General features: G+C 72.5%; 17 protein-coding genes. 11 read left to right on the forward strand and 6 right to left on the reverse strand.

Annotated features, from left to right (window positions below; all coding sequences use genetic code 11):
* The first annotated feature begins 5 nt into the window (after nt 1-5).
* Entirely contained in the window at nt 6-1,211 is a 1,206-nt protein-coding gene (locus AB0H83_RS21500) for a cation:proton antiporter (protein ID WP_360096530.1), read from the forward strand.
* Between the two features lie 163 nt (nt 1,212-1,374).
* Complete coding sequence (locus tag AB0H83_RS21505; protein ID WP_360096533.1) at nt 1,375-2,349, forward strand: hypothetical protein; 975 nt, start codon at nt 1,375-1,377, stop codon at nt 2,347-2,349.
* A 64-nt stretch (nt 2,350-2,413) separates the two neighbouring features.
* On the opposite strand, the gene AB0H83_RS21510 is transcribed toward AB0H83_RS21505, so the two are convergent.
* Both AB0H83_RS21510 and AB0H83_RS21515 read right to left on the reverse strand, forming a co-directional pair.
* Entirely contained in the window at nt 2,414-2,776 is a 363-nt protein-coding gene (locus AB0H83_RS21510) for a DUF488 family protein (RefSeq protein ID WP_360096536.1), read from the reverse strand.
* A gap of 44 nt (nt 2,777-2,820) precedes the next feature.
* On the reverse strand, nt 2,821-2,949 hold the full coding sequence (locus AB0H83_RS21515; protein WP_360096539.1) for a hypothetical protein: 129 nt from the start codon (nt 2,947-2,949) through the stop codon (nt 2,821-2,823).
* A 183-nt stretch (nt 2,950-3,132) separates the two neighbouring features.
* On the opposite strand from AB0H83_RS21515, the gene AB0H83_RS21520 reads away from it, so the two are divergent.
* A complete protein-coding gene (locus tag AB0H83_RS21520; protein ID WP_360096542.1) occupies nt 3,133-3,669 on the forward strand; it encodes a LuxR family transcriptional regulator in 537 nt (178 codons plus the stop codon).
* Here AB0H83_RS21520 and AB0H83_RS21525 read toward each other — a convergent pair.
* A complete protein-coding gene (locus tag AB0H83_RS21525; protein WP_360096545.1) occupies nt 3,663-3,983 on the reverse strand; it encodes a hypothetical protein in 321 nt (106 codons plus the stop codon). The two genes, AB0H83_RS21520 and AB0H83_RS21525, sit on opposite strands and share 7 nt — an antisense overlap.
* 204 nt (nt 3,984-4,187) lie before the next feature.
* On the opposite strand from AB0H83_RS21525, the gene AB0H83_RS21530 reads away from it, so the two are divergent.
* A complete protein-coding gene (locus AB0H83_RS21530; protein WP_360096548.1) occupies nt 4,188-4,991 on the forward strand; it encodes an SAM-dependent methyltransferase in 804 nt (267 codons plus the stop codon).
* 263 nt (nt 4,992-5,254) lie between these two features.
* Nucleotides 5,255-7,066 carry a bifunctional diguanylate cyclase/phosphodiesterase gene (locus AB0H83_RS21535; protein ID WP_360096551.1) on the forward strand — a complete coding sequence of 604 codons (1,812 nt, stop codon included), beginning with the start codon at nt 5,255-5,257 and terminating at the stop codon, nt 7,064-7,066.
* On the opposite strand, the gene AB0H83_RS21540 is transcribed toward AB0H83_RS21535, so the two are convergent.
* Nucleotides 7,057-8,868 carry a glycoside hydrolase family 15 protein gene (locus tag AB0H83_RS21540; protein ID WP_360096554.1) on the reverse strand — a complete coding sequence of 604 codons (1,812 nt, stop codon included), beginning with the start codon at nt 8,866-8,868 and terminating at the stop codon, nt 7,057-7,059. The genes AB0H83_RS21535 and AB0H83_RS21540 overlap by 10 nt on opposite strands.
* Nucleotides 8,869-8,987: 119 nt before the next feature.
* Between AB0H83_RS21540 and AB0H83_RS21545 the strand changes: the two genes are divergently transcribed.
* The 4 genes from AB0H83_RS21545 to AB0H83_RS21560 are packed head-to-tail and all read left to right on the forward strand — an operon-like array spanning nt 8,988 to nt 11,661.
* The gene (locus AB0H83_RS21545) at nt 8,988-9,770 is read left to right on the forward strand and encodes a hypothetical protein (protein WP_360096557.1); all 783 of its coding nucleotides are present in this window, start codon (nt 8,988-8,990) and stop codon (nt 9,768-9,770) included.
* Between the two features lie 10 nt (nt 9,771-9,780).
* The gene (locus AB0H83_RS21550; protein WP_360096560.1) at nt 9,781-10,041 is read left to right on the forward strand and encodes a hypothetical protein; all 261 of its coding nucleotides are present in this window, start codon (nt 9,781-9,783) and stop codon (nt 10,039-10,041) included.
* Nucleotides 10,042-10,068: 27 nt separating this feature from the next.
* Complete coding sequence (maeA, locus tag AB0H83_RS21555) at nt 10,069-11,208, forward strand: oxaloacetate-decarboxylating malate dehydrogenase (RefSeq protein WP_360096563.1); 1,140 nt, start codon at nt 10,069-10,071, stop codon at nt 11,206-11,208.
* Between the two features lie 45 nt (nt 11,209-11,253).
* Nucleotides 11,254-11,661, forward strand: coding sequence for an SgcJ/EcaC family oxidoreductase (locus AB0H83_RS21560; RefSeq protein WP_360096566.1), 408 nt, complete (start codon nt 11,254-11,256; stop codon nt 11,659-11,661).
* A 54-nt stretch (nt 11,662-11,715) separates the two neighbouring features.
* On the opposite strand, the gene AB0H83_RS21565 is transcribed toward AB0H83_RS21560, so the two are convergent.
* Complete coding sequence (locus tag AB0H83_RS21565; RefSeq protein WP_360096569.1) at nt 11,716-13,029, reverse strand: glutamine synthetase family protein; 1,314 nt, start codon at nt 13,027-13,029, stop codon at nt 11,716-11,718.
* A gap of 397 nt (nt 13,030-13,426) precedes the next feature.
* Here AB0H83_RS21565 and AB0H83_RS21570 point away from each other — a divergent pair, with 397 nt between their 5' ends.
* Together AB0H83_RS21570 and AB0H83_RS21575 are read left to right on the forward strand one after the other, a co-directional pair.
* Nucleotides 13,427-14,419: a glycoside hydrolase family 5 protein gene (locus AB0H83_RS21570; RefSeq protein ID WP_360096572.1), complete on the forward strand. Its 993-nt coding sequence runs from the start codon at nt 13,427-13,429 to the stop codon at nt 14,417-14,419.
* A 196-nt stretch (nt 14,420-14,615) separates the two neighbouring features.
* Nucleotides 14,616-16,058 (forward strand): glycosyltransferase family 2 protein, encoded by a 1,443-nt coding sequence (locus AB0H83_RS21575; RefSeq protein ID WP_360096575.1) that lies wholly within the window; start codon nt 14,616-14,618, stop codon nt 16,056-16,058.
* A 9-nt stretch (nt 16,059-16,067) separates the two neighbouring features.
* On the opposite strand, the gene AB0H83_RS21580 is transcribed toward AB0H83_RS21575, so the two are convergent.
* Entirely contained in the window at nt 16,068-16,391 is a 324-nt protein-coding gene (locus tag AB0H83_RS21580; RefSeq protein ID WP_360096578.1) for a GYD domain-containing protein, read from the reverse strand.
* Nucleotides 16,392-16,406 lie beyond the last annotated feature (15 nt).

A 16,406-nucleotide genomic window follows, 5' to 3' on the forward strand; every position in this document is an offset into this window, starting at 1 on the left:
AGTCCGTGCACGGTACAACCATCCTGCTCATCGAGCTGGGCGCGCTGCTGTTCGCCCTCGGCATGCTCGGCCGCCTGGGGCGTCGGTTCGGCCTGTCGCCGATCCCGCTGTATCTGCTGGCCGGTCTGGCGTTCGGCCATGGTGGCCTCCTGCCGCTGGAGGCCAGCGAGGAGTTCATCGAGATCGGCGCCGAGATCGGCGTCATCCTCCTGCTGGTCATGCTCGGCCTGGAGTACTCCGCGAAGGAACTCGTCGGCAACCTGCGCTCCGCGGCGCCGGCCGGCCTGATCGACGCTGTGGCCAACGCCGTGCCCGGGGCCGCGTTCGCGTTCCTGCTCGGCTGGGACTGGAAGGCGGCACTGGTCCTGGCCGGCATCACCTGGGTCTCGTCCTCCGGTGTCATTGCCAAGGTCCTCGGCGATCTCGGACGCCTCGGCAACCGCGAAACCCCGGTCATCCTTTCCGTGCTCGTCATCGAGGACCTCGCGATGGCGTTCTACCTGCCGCTGGTCACCGCGGTCCTGGCCGGCATCGGCTTCGCCGGAGGGCTGAAGGCACTGGTCATCGCGGTCGTCACGGTCATCGTGGTCCTGATCGTGGCGATCCGGTACGGACACCTCATCAGCGCGTTCATGTCGGTGAAGGACCCGGAGGCGCTCCTGCTCAGCGTCCTCGGGCTGACCCTGTTCGTCGCCGGCGTGGCGGCGCAGTTGCAGGTCTCCGCCGCCGTCGGTGCGTTCCTCGTCGGCATCGCCCTCGGCGGCCGGGTCGCTCATCACGCCACGGAGATCCTCACACCGTTGCGGGACCTGTTCGCCGCCGTGTTCTTCGTGTTCTTCGGGCTGTCCACGAACCCGTCGGACATGCCGCCGGTGCTGCTCCCGGCCCTCTGCCTGGCCGCCGTCACCATGACGACGAAGGTCCTCACCGGCTGGTTCGCGGCCAAACGCGTCGGGGTCGCCGCTCCTGGCCGGCTGCGTGCCGGGCTCGCGCTGATGCCGCGTGGCGAGTTCTCCGTGGTCATCGCCGGCCTGGCCGTCGCCTCCGGGGTCGAGCCGCGCCTGGCGCCGCTGGCGACCGCGTACGTCCTCATCACCGTCGTCGCCGGTCCCTCGCTCGCCCGGCTGCCCGACTACGCCTGGTTCAAGGCCCTTTTGCGTCGCCGTATGGCGGTACGGCAGGCGCCGCTGCCGCTACCTGCCGAGGACTAGGGAGCGCGGCGGGCCGGCGAGGAAGCACCGGACCCGCGCGCCGCCACCGCACCGGCGACGCTACGGTGTCATCCAGCAACGCCGCCTCGTGCTCCGTTCAGCGCAGCACGAGCGGCGTGACGACGACCGGACCGGCGATACGGCACTGGTGGATGTGAATGCGGTGAGGATTTCCACGCGGACTGCGCTGCTCGCCGTGACGGGCAACGCTGTCGTCATGGGCGCCGTCGGGGTCACCGCTCCGATCGGGTGGCTGCTGGTGCCGGGGCTGGCCGGGATGGCATCCCGGCCGCGGATCGCCGCGTTGATGTCCGGCTGGGCGGGCGCGCTGATCCTGCTGTCGGTGGCGTTGCCGATCGTCCCGGGCCACCGCGGCGACGGGGGATCGCTGACCGCGTCCGCGATCTGCCTGGCGGTCGTGCCCGTCCTGTCGTGGCAGCGGCTGACCCGGCGGACCCGGGCGACGGCGACGAGCATCATCGACGTGGGCGCCGGTGGGCTCCGCCGCCGGGTGGTGCTGGCGGTGTCGGGGCTGCCCGGTGAGGTCGCCGTCATGGTGCGCCTGCCGAGCGGTGGCGTATGGGCGATGATCGGCCTGGTGATGGGGCACGTACCGGATCCGGCACGGTGCGCGGAGGCCGTCGAGCGGCGGTTCCGCGCGGCGGCACAGCGCGGCCATCTCGGGCTGCGGCAGCTGCCGGCGCTGTTCGCGCCGCTGGTGCGGCGGTACGCTCCCGACGGGTACGTGGCAGCAACGTTCGTGCAGGTGGACCCGGCCGGGACCGGGGTGGCGCTGCGGTGCGGCGGCCCGGAGATCTTCGCGCTGCAGGGCACGGCAGACGAATGGGACCGGCAGGCAGTTGTGGTGGACGCGGGGCCGGGCGGGTTGCCGCTCGGCGCGGTGTCCGAGACGCCGGTCGCGCGGCAGCTGCCGGACGACGCCAGGATCGCGGTCGTCACAGCCGGGTACGTCCTCGCCCACCACGACGACTACGCCGGCGCGGTCGATCACGCTCTGCGGTCGGCTGATGCCGACATCGCCGCGGTGTGGCTGCTGACCGGCCCCGCCCCCGTGCCCGGCCGGGCGAGCCTGACCGGCCCGGCGGTGGTGATCGACGGCGTCGCCGGCGAACGGTGACCGGCCGGCACCGGCTGGACTCAGAGTTCACCGCGGGTGCGGCCGGTCCCGGGAGCGCCCGGGATCACGTACCGGTGCGCAGCTGCTCGGCGAGGACGGCCGCCTGACTGTGCTCGACGTCCCGGGTGGCGGTGAGCAGCGTGACCGTTCTGGTGCGGATGAGGTCCCGCAGCCGGTCCATCGCGGCCGCCCGCTGCGGGTCGGCGAGCTCGGCGAGGTAGCGGCGACGGAACTCGGTGAACCGCTCGGGCCGATGGCCGTACCAGCGGCGCAGCGGCGTGGACGGGGCGACGTCCTTGAGCCACTCGTCGAGCCGGGCCGCGTCCTTGGACAGGCCACGTGGCCACACCCGGTCGACCAGCACCCGGCAGCCGTCGCCGGACGACGGGTCGTCGTACACCCGATGCAGAAGCACCTGTCGCGTCATGGGTGTCTCCTCGTCTTGCGGGGCGGGCCACGTGCGGCACGCCGTCACACGGATCCACCTCCATGGTGCTCGCCGACCGGCACGCCGCACAGCGTCCCGGCGGGCGGCACGACCACGCCGGAGATCGCGCAGAACGCCGTGTCGCGATCAGCGGGGCGTCGCGGCCACGTCATCGGCGCTGCCGTCCCAGGCAGCCGCAACCTGCCGCCAGCGGTCAGGCTGCCGCCGCGCTTGCCGGGCACCGGTAACCCCAGCGGGTGCGGGTTCGCCGGTGGCGGCCCCTGCCGTCCTGGCCGTGACGGGGCAGGCTTGATCTTGACGAGTGTTCCGGACCGCGTACGGAAGGTGGGTCGATCATGGAGAAGTGGTCCTTGCAGGCGCTCGCCGAAGGTCTGCTCCGTCATGGCCTCGGCGCGTCGGGCCGGTGCGGCGCCCGTATCGTCACCGGTGGACATCCGCACTCGCCCCGCCAGGCCGTGATCGCGTTGCGCCGCGGTCAGACGCTGGACGAGCATCACGACGGCGTCGAGGCAACCGTGCAGGTGCTGCGCGGCCGGGTGCGGGCGGTCGCCGGTGACGACGTGACGGACGGCACGGCCGGACAACTGCTGATCGTGCCCGGTGGCCGGCCGACGGTGACCGCCTTGCAGGACTCGGTCGTGCTCCTGACCGTCGGAGCACCCCGCGTCGCCGCGGACGCGGCCCCGGCCGGTGCCGGCTCGAACCGGCGCATCGCCGCGCCGGCGCGAGGGACGGTGCCGTCCCGCGGATACCGCGCTGATCGACGTGCGTCCCGCCGGGACGCTGGCACCGCGGCACACGGCGTCGACGGTCGCCCGGAGCGTGTGCGTAGCCGACAAGCAGCGGGGACCCGGGGCGTCGGCAGTCAGTAGAGGAGCCCGGGCGATCCCCGTCGCGCGGACCGGGACCATGCTGCCGCAGCGACCGCCAGGGCCAGACCGGCCCACAACGCGATGCCGGCGCCGCCGTCCAGGCCCAGCGGCCCGGCCCAGCCCGGTCCGTCCGGCACGGCGTTCCCGGACCCCAGGTAGGGCGTGTACTGCGGCGTCAGATACCCGGTGGCCGCTGCCTGCCGCTCGACCGGGCCGGCCGCGGCGAGCCACGGCAGGACGGCCGCGCCCAGGAAGGCCACGGCCGTCAGGGCCCCGAGCAGCGTGAGCCGGTCGCGGTACCTTGCAGCGCTCATGCGCGGGGAGCATACGGTCACTCCGCGCAGGTGGCCAGCCGGATGACCTGGGCCGCTCAGCGTGCCGGCCGGCCCGCGGATCCGGGATCCGGGCAGGTCACCGCCCGCCACCCAGCCGACGGCGCAACGAATCCGCCGCCGACCCGTTGCCTTGTACGGTGGTGCCAGTCCCGGGGGTCCTGTCGATTGTTGGAGAGGAGCTCAGTGATGTTGCCGGAGTGGGTGCCTGACGGGGTTGACATCACCACGCCGAACGCGGCGCGGGTCTACGACTACGCGCTGGGCGGTTTCCACAACTTCGAGGTGGACCGCCGGTTCGCCGAGGAGGCCGAACGTGCCTGGCCCGGCGTCCTCCAGCTGGCGCACGACAACCGCGCGTTCCTGGGCAGGGCGGTGCGGTGGCTCGCCGGGACCGGGATACGGCAGTTCCTGGACATCGGCTCGGGTATCCCGACGCTGGGCAACGTCCACGAGGTGGCGCAGTTCGCCGCCCAGGACGCGAGAGTCGTGTACGTCGACACCGACCCGGTAGCGGTCGCGCACAGCCGGCGGATCCTGACCGGCAACCGGTACGCCACCGCCGTTCAAGGTGACCTCCGGCGACCGCAGGACATCCTCGGCCACCCCGAGGTGACCGACCTGCTCGACTTCTCGGAGCCGGTCGGTGTGCTGATGGTGGCGGTGCTGCACTTCATCGGCGACGCCGACGACCCGGCCGGCATCCTGCGGCACTTCGCCGACGCCACGGTGGCCGGCAGTTGCGTCGCGGTCTCGCACTCGGTGCCGGCCGTCGACGCGGCTGGGCAGGAGAGAGTGCGACAGCTGTACCGGCAAACCCCGACATCGCTGCATGTGCGGACCCCGGCACAGATAGCGGACCTGCTGGCCGGGTGGCAGGTCCTGGAGCCGGGCCTGGTGCCGATCAGTGACTGGGACCCCGACCCTGAGGACGACGACGTACCGGCGCAGTGGTCGGCGGTCGGCGGCATGGCCCGCAAGGCCGGATGACCGACCCGCCGATGCTTGCGGTCTGCCGTTGACGCCCGGGCGGGCCGGCATTCATCCGTTCGATGGACGGGGCTGGCGATCGGCGGCCGTCGCGGTTCACAATTCGAGGCCCAGGCCCTCGCCAGCTTCAGGTCCGCCACGGAATGGAACGGCACCCGCATGCCCGAGTTGACGGCGATCATCGCGAGCACAGATCCGAGGCCGACCACCGGCAGTCGCCGGCGGCCCGCCTCGGCCGGGTCCCGCCGCGAGCATCGCACGCTGTGACGGGATTCCCGCCTGGCGACCGGGCCGACCCGTCGCCGGAACCTGCCCAATGGCCGGCCCCGAGCACCGCCGACACCCGGGTCGGCGCGTTCGCGGCGGTCTGGGAGCGCAGCCTGCCCAGGACGAACTTCGTGCGCGGCGGCCGGGCGCGCCGCACCGGGATACTCCGGGCCCTCACCTGGCAGATGCACACCGCGTTGACCGGCCCTGTCGCCGATCCTCGTGCCGGCTTCCGGGCCGGTGTCGAACTCGTCCGGAACTCCTTGACCGACCCGCAGGTCATGGCGGCCAGCATGCGCATCCTGCGGCAGCGGCTGCTGCCCGACCTCGGGATCATCGGGCCGGCGCCCGCGGATCGGCTCGCCGAACTGATCGAACAGTTCGCGCTCGGATTCACCACCGCGCTGCGCGACCGGGTCCGCGACGCGGCCGAGGACATCAGCCGCGACGAGCGCGAGGCCTGGCGGGCCCACCAGCAGCAACTGCAGCACCAGGTCCGGCAGGCCCTGCTGCGCGACCCGCTGACCGGCCTGCCGAACCGGGCGGCCCTCACCGCCTACCTCGACGCCGTCATCGCCGGGAAACCGTCCGCGCGCATCGGTGTCTGTGTGCTCAACGTCCAACGGTTCGCCGCGATCAACGACACCTACGGCACCGTCATCGCCGACCGGCTCCTGCAGGACGCGGCACGACGACTGCGCAGCCTGGCCACCGCCCGCTCCTACTACCTCGCCCACCTCGGCGGCGACACCTTCGCCGTCGTCGCCGAGGACACCACCGGACCGGACGATGCCGTCAAGGCCGCCGACGCGGCACTGCAGCTGCTCGGGCATCCTCTGCGGGCCGACGGACACGTGGTGTCCGTCACCGCCAAGGCCGGTATCGTGGAACGCCTCGCCGGTGGGAGCGGCTCAGGCGACCTGCTCCGGGCGGCGGCGATGGCATTGACCTGGGCACGGCAGGACCAACCGAGCGCGGCATGGGCACTGTTCGACCCGGCCCGCGAAGCGCTCGACATCCGCCGCCACCAACTCACCCACGCCCTGCCGGACGCCGTGCGGGCCGGCGAGTTCGTCCTCGCCTACCAGCCGATCATCCGCCTGTGCGACAACACCATCATCGGCATGCACGCCCTGCCGCGCTGGAACCACCCCACCGTCGGGCCGGTGCCCGCCGGCGAGTTCCTCGACCTCGCCGAACGCGTCGGAGTCCTGATCCCGCTGAGCACCCAGCTGCTGCACGCGGCCTGCGCCCGAGCCGCGACCTGGCAGTCCAGCCCCGAGTCACCGGTACTCAGCATCGACTGCGCCACCACCCACCTGCGTGACCCGGGCATCGTCACCACCGTCACCGCGGCACTGGACACCAGCGGCCTGCCACCGAACCGGCTGCAACTGGCCGTCGCGCAGGACGCCCTGCGTGAGCCCAGCAACGACATCGCCTTCACCCTCGACGGGCTGGCCCGCACCGGCATCAGCATCGCCGTCAACAACACCGGCGGCCCCGCCAACCTCGCCGAGTCCCCGATCAGCACCGTCATCCTCGACCCACGCCTCCTCGACGGCCTCGACGTCTATCTGCCGACCTACATGTCCAGCAGCACGACGCTCGCGTGGCTCATCGAGATGTTCCACGACCTTGCCCGCACCGTCACCGCCGTCAACGTCGACCGGCGAGACCAGCTCGAAGCCCTCAACGACCTCGGCTGCGACAGCGCCCGCGGCAACTACCTCGCCCACCCGATGCCCCCCGAGGCGGCCGACCAGCTGTTCAACGCCGGGAACCGGCCGCCACCCGATCAGGGGTGAACCGCCGGCGCGGCGTCCGAAGTGGTCAGGGCCGGCGCCGCGGTGGACAGGTGGCGGGCGGAGTTGACCAGCCCGACGTGGCTGAACGCCTGCGGGGTGTTGCCCAGTTGCCGGCCGGTGGCCGGGTCGTACTCCTCGGCCATCAGCCCGAGGTCGTTACGCAGGCCGAGCAGGCGTTCGAACAGCCCGTGGGCCTCACGTTCGCGGCCGATGCCGAACAGCGCGTCGGCGAGCCAGAAGCTGCAGGAGACGAACGCGCCCTCGGTGCCGGGCAGCCCGTCGACGTTGCCGTCGGACTGGGGCCGGTACCGCAGCATGAACCCGTCCACGCACAGTTCCCGCCGCACCGCCTCGACGGTGCCGACCACCCGCGGGTCATGCCACGGCAGGAACCCGTACCGCGGGATCAGCAGCAGCGCCGCATCCAGCCCTTTCGAGCCGTAGTACTGGGTGAACGTGGCACGGTCCGGGTCGTAGCCGTGCTCGCACACGTCGCGGTGGATCCGGTCGCGGACGGCCCGCCACCGCCGTACCGGACCGTCCAGACCCGAGCGTTCGACCGCTTGCACCGCCCGATCCATGCCGGCCCAGGCCATCACCTTGGAATGCACGAAGTGCTGCCGGGCGCTGCGGACCTCCCACAGCCCGTTGTCCGGGTCGCTCCAGTGTCCTTCGAGGTAGTGCAGCAGGGCACGCTGCAGGTCCCACGCGTCCTCGTCCGGGGCGAGCCCGGCCTGCCGGGCCAGGTGCAGCCCGTCGAGGGTCTCGCCCCACACGTCCAGCTGGAACTGCCCGGAGGCGGCGTTGCCCACCCGTACCGGTGCGGCGCCGCCATGTCCGGGCAGCCAGTCCAGGGTGAGCTCGGTGAGCCTGCGGCTGCCGTCGATGCCGTACATGATCTGCAGGTCGGCCGGGTCGCCCGCCACGGCGCGCAGCAGCCATTCCCGCCAGGCCTTCGCCTCGGCGACGAACCCCGTGTCCAGCAACGCCTGCAGCGTGAACGTGGCGTCGCGCAGCCAGCAGAACCGGTAATCCCAGTTGCGTGGGCCGTCCCACTGCTCCGGCAGCGAGGTGGTGGCAGCGGCGACGATCCCACCGGTCGGCGCGTACGTGAGCGCCTTGAGGGTCACCAGTGAACGGCGGACCGCGTCCTGCCAGCGGCCCGTGTACCGGAACCGGTCCATCCAGCGGGACCAGAGGCCCTCCGTGGCCGCGACCGCGTGCGTGGCGTCGACCCAGCGTGGCGTCGGCTCGTGCGACGGCCGGTAGGTCAGCACGAACGGCACCCGCTGGCCCGCCGCCACCTCGAAGTCCGCGTAGGTGGCGAAGTCCTCGCCGCGAAGCGGCACCGGGGTGCGCAGCCAGGCGGCGTCCGGTCCGGCAACCGCGGACAGCTGCCCTTCGAAGTGGCGCACCCACGGCACGATCCGGCCGTAGTCGAAGCGCAGCCGCAGCGCCATGTGGACCGGTACCCGGCCGGTGACGCCCTCGACCACCCGAACCACGTCGGCGGCCTCGCCCCGCGGCGGCATGCAGTCGACCACCCGGACCGTGCCGTCCGGGGTGTCCCACTCGCTCTCCAGCACCAGCGAGTCACCCCGGTACCGCCGGCGCGACGCCACCCCACCCGCCGCCGGACCCAGCCGCCAGAACCCGTGCCGCTCATCGCCGAGCAACGCGGCGAAGCACGCCGGGGCGTCGAAGCGGGGCAGGCACAGCCAGTCGATCGACCCGTTCCGGTCGACCAGCGCAGCCGTGTGCAGGTCGCCGAGCAGCCCGTAGTCCTCGATCCGCGACACCACGGCCGTCCTCCCCGCATCGAACGCGCCGACCTACCCCCATACCCGTGCACAGTGCCGTCAACACGCGCGGCGGCGGCAGACCGCGGGTTGATCGGCGGATCAGCGGGTAGCGGTCCTGGATGGCCACGACGCCGCAGTGGTGGCGCGCGCAGTGCCAGGGACTGTTCGGTCCGGCGGCCGCGGCGCTGCGGCAGGGCCGGTACGGCCGGCTGTGGCTGGGCCCCGCTGCCGCCCTGCTGGTGGCGGGTGCGGCGGTCGCCGCGCGGACCGGGCCCGGGCACGCCGCCATCACCCGGTATGCCATCACGCATCCCGACGACCCGTTGCCGGCCACCCTGCTGCGGCTGCCGCTGTCGGTGGTCGCCCCGGCCGCGCTGCTGCCGTACTGGTTCGCGGTCGGGCAGGTGCTCATCGTGTGCTCGCTCGCCCAGCCGTTGCTGGGCACGCTGCGTACGGTTGCCGTCGCCGCCGCCGGGCACAGCCTCGCGACACTGTCCGCGCCGCTGTGGATCGCCGCCGGCCCGCCGGTCGGGCTCGGCGCCGACGACGCCAGACTCGCCGACGCCGGACCGTCGGCGGCAGTGGTGGCGCTGCTGGCCTACGCCGCGGTCCGCCACCGGATCGGCTGGCTGGCTGCCGCGCTCGTGGCGTACCACAGCATCGAAGTCGTCACGGCCGGCGGTCTGGCACCCCGCGAGCATCTCGTCGCCACCCTCACCGGGGTCGCGGCAGCGGCGCTCGCCACCCGGCCGGCCGGATCAGGTGCGTTGTCGAGGCGGGCACCGGGCGCCCGGGCGATACCGGCACCGGCGCCCGCCGGCGCGCCCGTACGCCCGGCGCGGGCCGCCAGCTGGACGATCGGCGGCAGCACGCCGTGGCGGAGCCTGCGGCGTCGGGAGTGAGGTGGGCACCGTGGCATCGTCGATCGGCATGCTGGTCCTCGCGGTGCTCTGGCTGGTCTGCGCGGTGGCCTCACTGCGGGTGGCCGCCCGGCTCGCCGCACAGCACGAGCAGCGGGTGCGCCACGCGCACGGCGACGTCCACGCCTGGCCGCAGCACCATCCAGGCGCACACGAACGGCCGCCCGTACCCCTGCTGCGGACCGCCCGGCGCTGGGCGGTGGCGGCGAGACGGCGTGCGGCACGCCTCAGGCACCGGCTGATCGGCCGGTAACCATGCCGGCACCCGTCAACGGCCGGGATGTTCCACGACCTTGCCCGCACCGTCACCGCCGTCGACGTCAACCGGCGAGACCAGCTCGAAGCCCTCAACGACCTCGGCTGCGACGGCGCCCGCGGCAACTACCTCGCCGACCCGACGGCCCACGAGGCGGCCGACCGGCTGTTCAACGCCGGGAACCGGCCGCCCGACCCGGAGCGAACCGCAACCGACGGCACCTTCGCCTCCGGGGCCAACGGTGTGCGGGTCTTCAACGCCGCCCTCAACGATCCCGACTACCTCGGCACCCGGCACGCCCGGGCGCGGGGGGCGCGCTACGACGAGTTCATCGACGCGTACGTACGGGCGGCGACCAAGCTGTTCCCGGACGCCCTGCTGCACTGGGAGGACTTCGGGCCCGGCAACGGCTGGCGGATCCTGCAGCGATACCGCGACCAGGTGTGCACGTTCAACGACGACATGCAGGGCACCGGCGCGATCGTGCTCGCCGCCGCGCTCGGGGCCGGGCGCGCGGCCGGCACCCGCCTGCGCGACCAGCGTATCGTCGTGTTCGGCGCCGGTACCGCCGGCGTGGGCATCGCCGACCAGCTCCGCGACGCGATCGTGCGCGACGGCGCCGACCGGGACACCGCCACCCGGCAGATCTGGTGCCTCGACAGGCCCGGACTGCTCACCGACGACATGACCGGCCTGCGCGACTACCAGACCCCGTACGCCCGGCCGGCCGCCGAGGTCGCGGACTGGCGGCGCGATGGTGGGATCGGCCTGCACGAGGTCGTCGCCCGGGTCCGGCCGACCATGCTGATCGGCACCTCCACCGTGCACGGCGCGTTCACCGAGGCGATCGTGCGGGAGATGGCGGCGCACACGGACCGGCCGATCATCTTCCCGCTGTCCAACCCGACCGAACGCATCGAGGCGATGCCGGACCAGCTCATCGCCTGGACCGACGGGCGCGGGCTGATCCCCACCGGCATCCCCGTCGCGCCGGTCACCCACCGGGGCGTCACCTACGCCATCGACGAGGACCTGACGCTCAAGGAGGCCGCCTTGCGCCGCGGCATCAGCGACGAGCTGTACGAACGCATCGTCGTGCCCGAGGACCTGACCCACTCCGGCGTTGCCGACGCGCGGAAGTACCGCAACGGGGTCAGTGGTTGATCACTGCTTGACCTCAACCGTGCTTGAGGTACCACCATGGTGCGCATGGACGCGGAATCCCCGGCGAATGCCGCAGACCTCGAAGCCATCGAACAGGTCGTAGCCACCGTCGAACACTCCCAGCAGCACAAGGACCCCGACGAGTTCCTCGGCCTCTTCCACCCCGACGCGGTCTGGACGACGAGCGGCGGCAAGGTCCTCATCGGGCTCGACGCGATCTCGGAGTTCACCCGCAAGGTCCTGCCTGCGGCAGACTGGGACGGCAAGGTCACCTACGAGGTGGTCCACGTGTTCTTCATCCGCCCCGACGTCGCCGCGGTCAAGGTCCGTCAGCGCTACCTGACCCCAGGCGACGAAAGCGAGGGTGCTCCGCTGTACGTGATGTCCAAACAGGACGACGGCCGCTGGTTGCTGACCGCCTGCCAGAACACGGGGGTTGTCGCCGCTGGATGACTGATGCCCATCCAATGCCGACTCGAAGGACAACGCCTGCCGCCAGTACGCCGGTCAGTACCTCCACCTGGTCGCCTCGACGACCTCCTGCGGGGTGGCGCCGGCGAACCGGTCGGCCTCGGCGAGGCGGACCGCGCAGTACGCCTCCAGCAGCGGCGGCCCGAGCAGCCCGGCCAGCAGGTCGTCGGTGCGCAGCGCGGCGACGGCGGCGCCGGCCGTCTGCGGCAGCCGGTCGGGGCGGCGGTCCTCCGGCAGCAGCGCTGGGTCGCCCGGCACCTCGGGCGGCAGGCGCAGGTCCTGCCCGCATGAGGCGGCGACGATCTCGGTCACCGCGGCGACGACGAGGTACGGGTTGGCGGCGCCGTCGCAGCACTTGACCTCGACGTTGGCGGCCCGGTCGCGCTCGCCGGGACTGCCGGTGACCAGCCGCAGCGCGGCCTCGCGGTTCTCGTGGCCCCAGCAGCGGTACGGTGCGGCCCAGCGCTGCGGCTGCAGCCGCAGCCGGCTGGTGACGCCGGGGGAGCCGAGCGCGGCGAGCGCCGGCAGCCGCCGCAGCAGCCCGGCCATGGCGGCCTCGCCCGCGGGGCGCAGCCCGTGCGGCCCGTCACCGCCGCTGAACAGCGCCTGCCCGTCGCGGCGGGCCGAGACGTGCAGGTGGTGTCCGTTGCCGACCTGCCCGGCGGTGACGACGGGGGCGAACGACACCCGCAGCCCGTGCCGCTGGGCCACCGCCCGGACGGTCTGGCGGACCAGCACCGTCCGGTCCGCGGCGAGCACCGGGTCGGCGGCGGCGACGGACACCTCGAACTGGCCCGGCGAGTACTCCGGGTGGATCTGCTCGACGGGCACGTCCTGCGCGTCGAGGGCCTGCACCAGCTCGTCGAGGTACGCCGCCACCTCCACGACCCGGGTCATCCCGTAGGCGGGGCCGGTCACGGCAGGGCTGCCGTCGGCGGTGGCGAGGTACCACTCCACCTCGAACGCCATCCGCAGCTCCAGGCCGAGCCCGGCGGCGCGGGCGGCGGCGGTGCGGGCCAGCGTCCGCTGGCAGCACGGCCACGGCTCGCCGTCCTGGGTCCGCCGGTCGACCGGCGCCCACGCCCAGTGCGGCTGCGCGGCCAGGACGGTGACGCGGTCCAGGTCGGGGAACAGCCGCAGGTCCCCGGCCGGCCCGCCGACGTGGTCGCTGGTGGTGACCGAGTCGTCGACGAGGAACACGTCGAAGACCGGCGACATGCCGACACCCCAGCCGGCCGCGTGGTCGAGCCGGCCGACCGGCACCGCCTTCACCCGCGTGACGCCGGCGTTGTCGACCCAGGTGAGGGCGACCGCGTGGACGTCGCGGGAAGCCAGCTCGGCGGCATCCATCGACGCGTCCCTTCCTGAGGGTCAGGGGCAGCAGCGGACCTACCCGCGCCGACCCCGGTGAACCGCCTCCGCGGCCGCATACCGGTGGCCGGCGGCCGGTGCCCGGGCGGCCGGGTGGCAAGGCCGCTGACGTGTGGTGATACGCCGGGATGGCTTTGCGGGTGATCCTGCGGACCGTACACTCGGCGGCACGTCGCCGGGCCTGTGTGGCCACCCGGTGGCGAGGTGGCCGACGGCACCTGCCCGCACCGTGCCGGGCGCACCGTCGCCCGCTTCCTTGCCCGACCCACCCGCCACGTGCGTGCCTGCCTCGTGGCGTGGAGTCGCTCGTACCGTTGCCGGTCGGCGACCGAAGCCTAGGGAGATCATGAGAAGACCAGCCGTTACCGTGGGAGCGGTGTGCGCCGCACTGATCGCGGTCATGTTCGCCGCCAACCTGTTCGCCGCCAAGCACCAGTCCCGATCGACGCAGACGCTGCACCCGCGCACCGGGCTGCACGTCAGCGGCAGGAACATCGTCGAGGCCGGCGGCAGCAGCTTCGTCATGCGCGGCGTCAGCCACCCGTACGCCTGGCACAAGGACCAGAACCAGGCGTTCGCCGACATCAAGCGGCTGGGTGCCAACACCCTGCGTGTCGTGCTGACCGGCGGCGTCGGGGCCGGCGAGGTGGCCGACGTCATCGCCAGATGCAAACAGCACCGGCTCATCTGCGTCCTGGAGTACCACGACACCACCGGCTACGGCGAGCAGGACGAGGCCGTCGCCCTGGACACGGCCGCCGAGTACTGGACCGGACTCAGTAGCGTCCTGGCCGGCCAGGAGAACTTCGTCGTGGTCAACCTCGGTAACGAGCCGTACGGCAACGGCGACACCACGGGCTGGGCCGGCGCGACGAGCGCAGCGGTCAGGAAGCTGCGCGACGCCGGCCTGCAGCACCTGATCATGGTCGACGGACCCAACTGGGGACAGGACTGGCAGGGCGTCATGCGCAGCAACGCCGCGGCGGTGTTCAACAGCGACCCGCGACGCAACATCGTGTTCTCCGTCCACATGTACGGCGTGTACGGCACCGCCCAGAAGGTCACCGACTACTACGACGCATTCCACAACGCCGGGCTGCCCCTGGTGGTCGGTGAGTTCGGCTGGAAGCACACCGACGGGGCCGTGGCCGACGACACCGTCATGGCCGAGGCGCAGGCCCGCGGAATCGGATACCTGGGCTGGTCGTGGAGCGGCAACAGCGGCGGCGTCGAGTATCTCGACATGGCCACCGGCTTCGACCCCGACCGGCTGACGGCATGGGGCCAGCGCATCTTCGCCAGCGCCGACGGTATCCGGGCGACCGCGAAGGAAGCCACCGTCTACGGCAGCAAGGCAATGGCCCGGTAGGGCCGCAACGTCCCGCTACGGCGGTACTACTCCGAAAGTAGGACCGACTTCCGCACCATCGCCCAGGCCGACCCCGAGCCGTCCACGGGTAGTAGCCCCTCGCCCAGCGACATCGAACACGCAGGGGGAGGCGGACGTGAGCGCAACGAAGGCTGCGCCTGCGGACCGGCAAGCGCGGACCACAGGGCAGTTCCGGATGACGCAGACCTTGCCCGGCCCGAGACAGGCAGGAGCTGCGCACCGCGGCCTCGCCGGCGGGCGGCCGGGGTTCTGGCCGCTGATCCTGTCGTACCTGGCGGTCGTGGCCAGTGACCTGTGGTTCGTGTACCCGCTCGCCACCGACGCGCTCAGCTGGCCGCTGACCGTGCTGTGGACGTGGCCCATCATCACCACGATCACCGGCATCGTCGGCATCCGGGGCACCCGCAGACGGCTGCGCGCGGCAGAGGCCCGCTGGTCCGGCCGCGGGCCGACGAGCAGCCCGGACTTCCTGATCGTGCTCGTGCCCACCGTCGGGCGGCACGACACGTACCCCGCGCTCAAACGCTCGGTGCTGTCCTACCTCGAGCATCTCCCCGCGTGCTTCCCGCGGCTCAGGATCGACATCGTCATCGACGAGGGCTGCGAGGCCGCCGACCGGATCGCCGGGCTGGCCGCGCGCAGCCCGCTGATCCGGCTCGTCGTCGTGCCGGCGCGGTACCGCACCGCCAACGGCACACGATTCAAGGCGCGCGTCACCAACTACGCGCACGAGCTGCGCATCCATGAGCACGAGCACCGCGACGACGTGTGGGTGCTGCACATGGACGACGACACCGGCGTCGGCCCCGACACCGCCCTCACCATGGCCCGGTTCATCGAGGAGCAGTCCCAGGCCGGCCGCGACGCCAAGCACCTGGCGCAGGGCGTCCTGACGTACCCGCGCGAGTACGCCGTGAACACGCTCACCTGGCTCGCGGACTCCGTCCGGCCCGCCGAGGACGTGGGACGCTTCTCGGCCTGGACCGGCAGCGGCACCCCCCGCGCCGGCGTACACGGTGAACTCCTGCTGGTGCGGGCCTCGATCGAGGCGAGCATCGGCTGGGACTTCGGCCCCCGCAGCATCGTCGAGGACGCCCAGTTCGCGCTGATCTTCAGCGCCCGCTACAAGGGCCGCAGTGCCTGGTTCGGCGGGCGCTGCTACGGCGCGTCGCCCGCCAGCCTCCGCGACTTCGTCCGCCAGCGCGAACGCTGGTCCTGGGGCCTGACGGCGCTGGTGTTCAACCGGTCGCTGCAACTGCGCAACCGGCTGCTGCTCGGATACTCGGTGGTGTCGTGGGTCGTCGGCCCGATCACCAACGTCTCGGTCGTCATGCTGCTGAGCATCCTCGTCGCCGAACGCAACACCTCCCCGGTGGCGCTGTTCATCATCCCGCTCTGGGCGCTGAACATGGCGTACACGATCTGGATGTACTGGGAAGGCCTCCGGCTCAACGCCGCCGTGTCCGGCGACGGCCGGCGCAGGTGGTGGGAACCCCCGGTCGTCATCCTGCTCATCCCGGTCTTCGGGATGATGGAGAGCATCCCCGGGCTGCGCGGCTTCATGAAGTTCGCCCAGCACACCGAGCACAAGTTCACGGTCATCCGCAAGCCGTCATGACCACCCGGCCTACTGGGCACCGGGCGGGCGGAAGACGACCTTCTGCCCGGTGGCCTGATCGATCTCCTCCGGCGTCAGCAGCACGACCGTCTCCGTCGAGACCGCGCCGGAGGCGGTGGCGGCAAGACGGACCGCGGCGGCCGTGGCGTTGTCGGGCAGCTCCGCGATGATGTACGTGTCGGCACCGCCGAAGGCGAAGTGGAACGACTCCAACCGGCCGCCGAGACGGGCGATCAGTTGCTCGGTCTGCGTCACCCGGCCGCTGCCCCCTTCGTCGAGCAGACCCCGGACGCCTTCGGTTGTGTAGGTGCTCCGGAACAGGAACTTCGCCACGCGTGTCACCTTCCC

Origin of the sequence: Dactylosporangium sp. NPDC050688 (genome assembly GCF_040654515.1) — a bacterium.
Taxonomy (GTDB): Bacteria; Actinomycetota; Actinomycetes; order Mycobacteriales; family Micromonosporaceae; genus Dactylosporangium.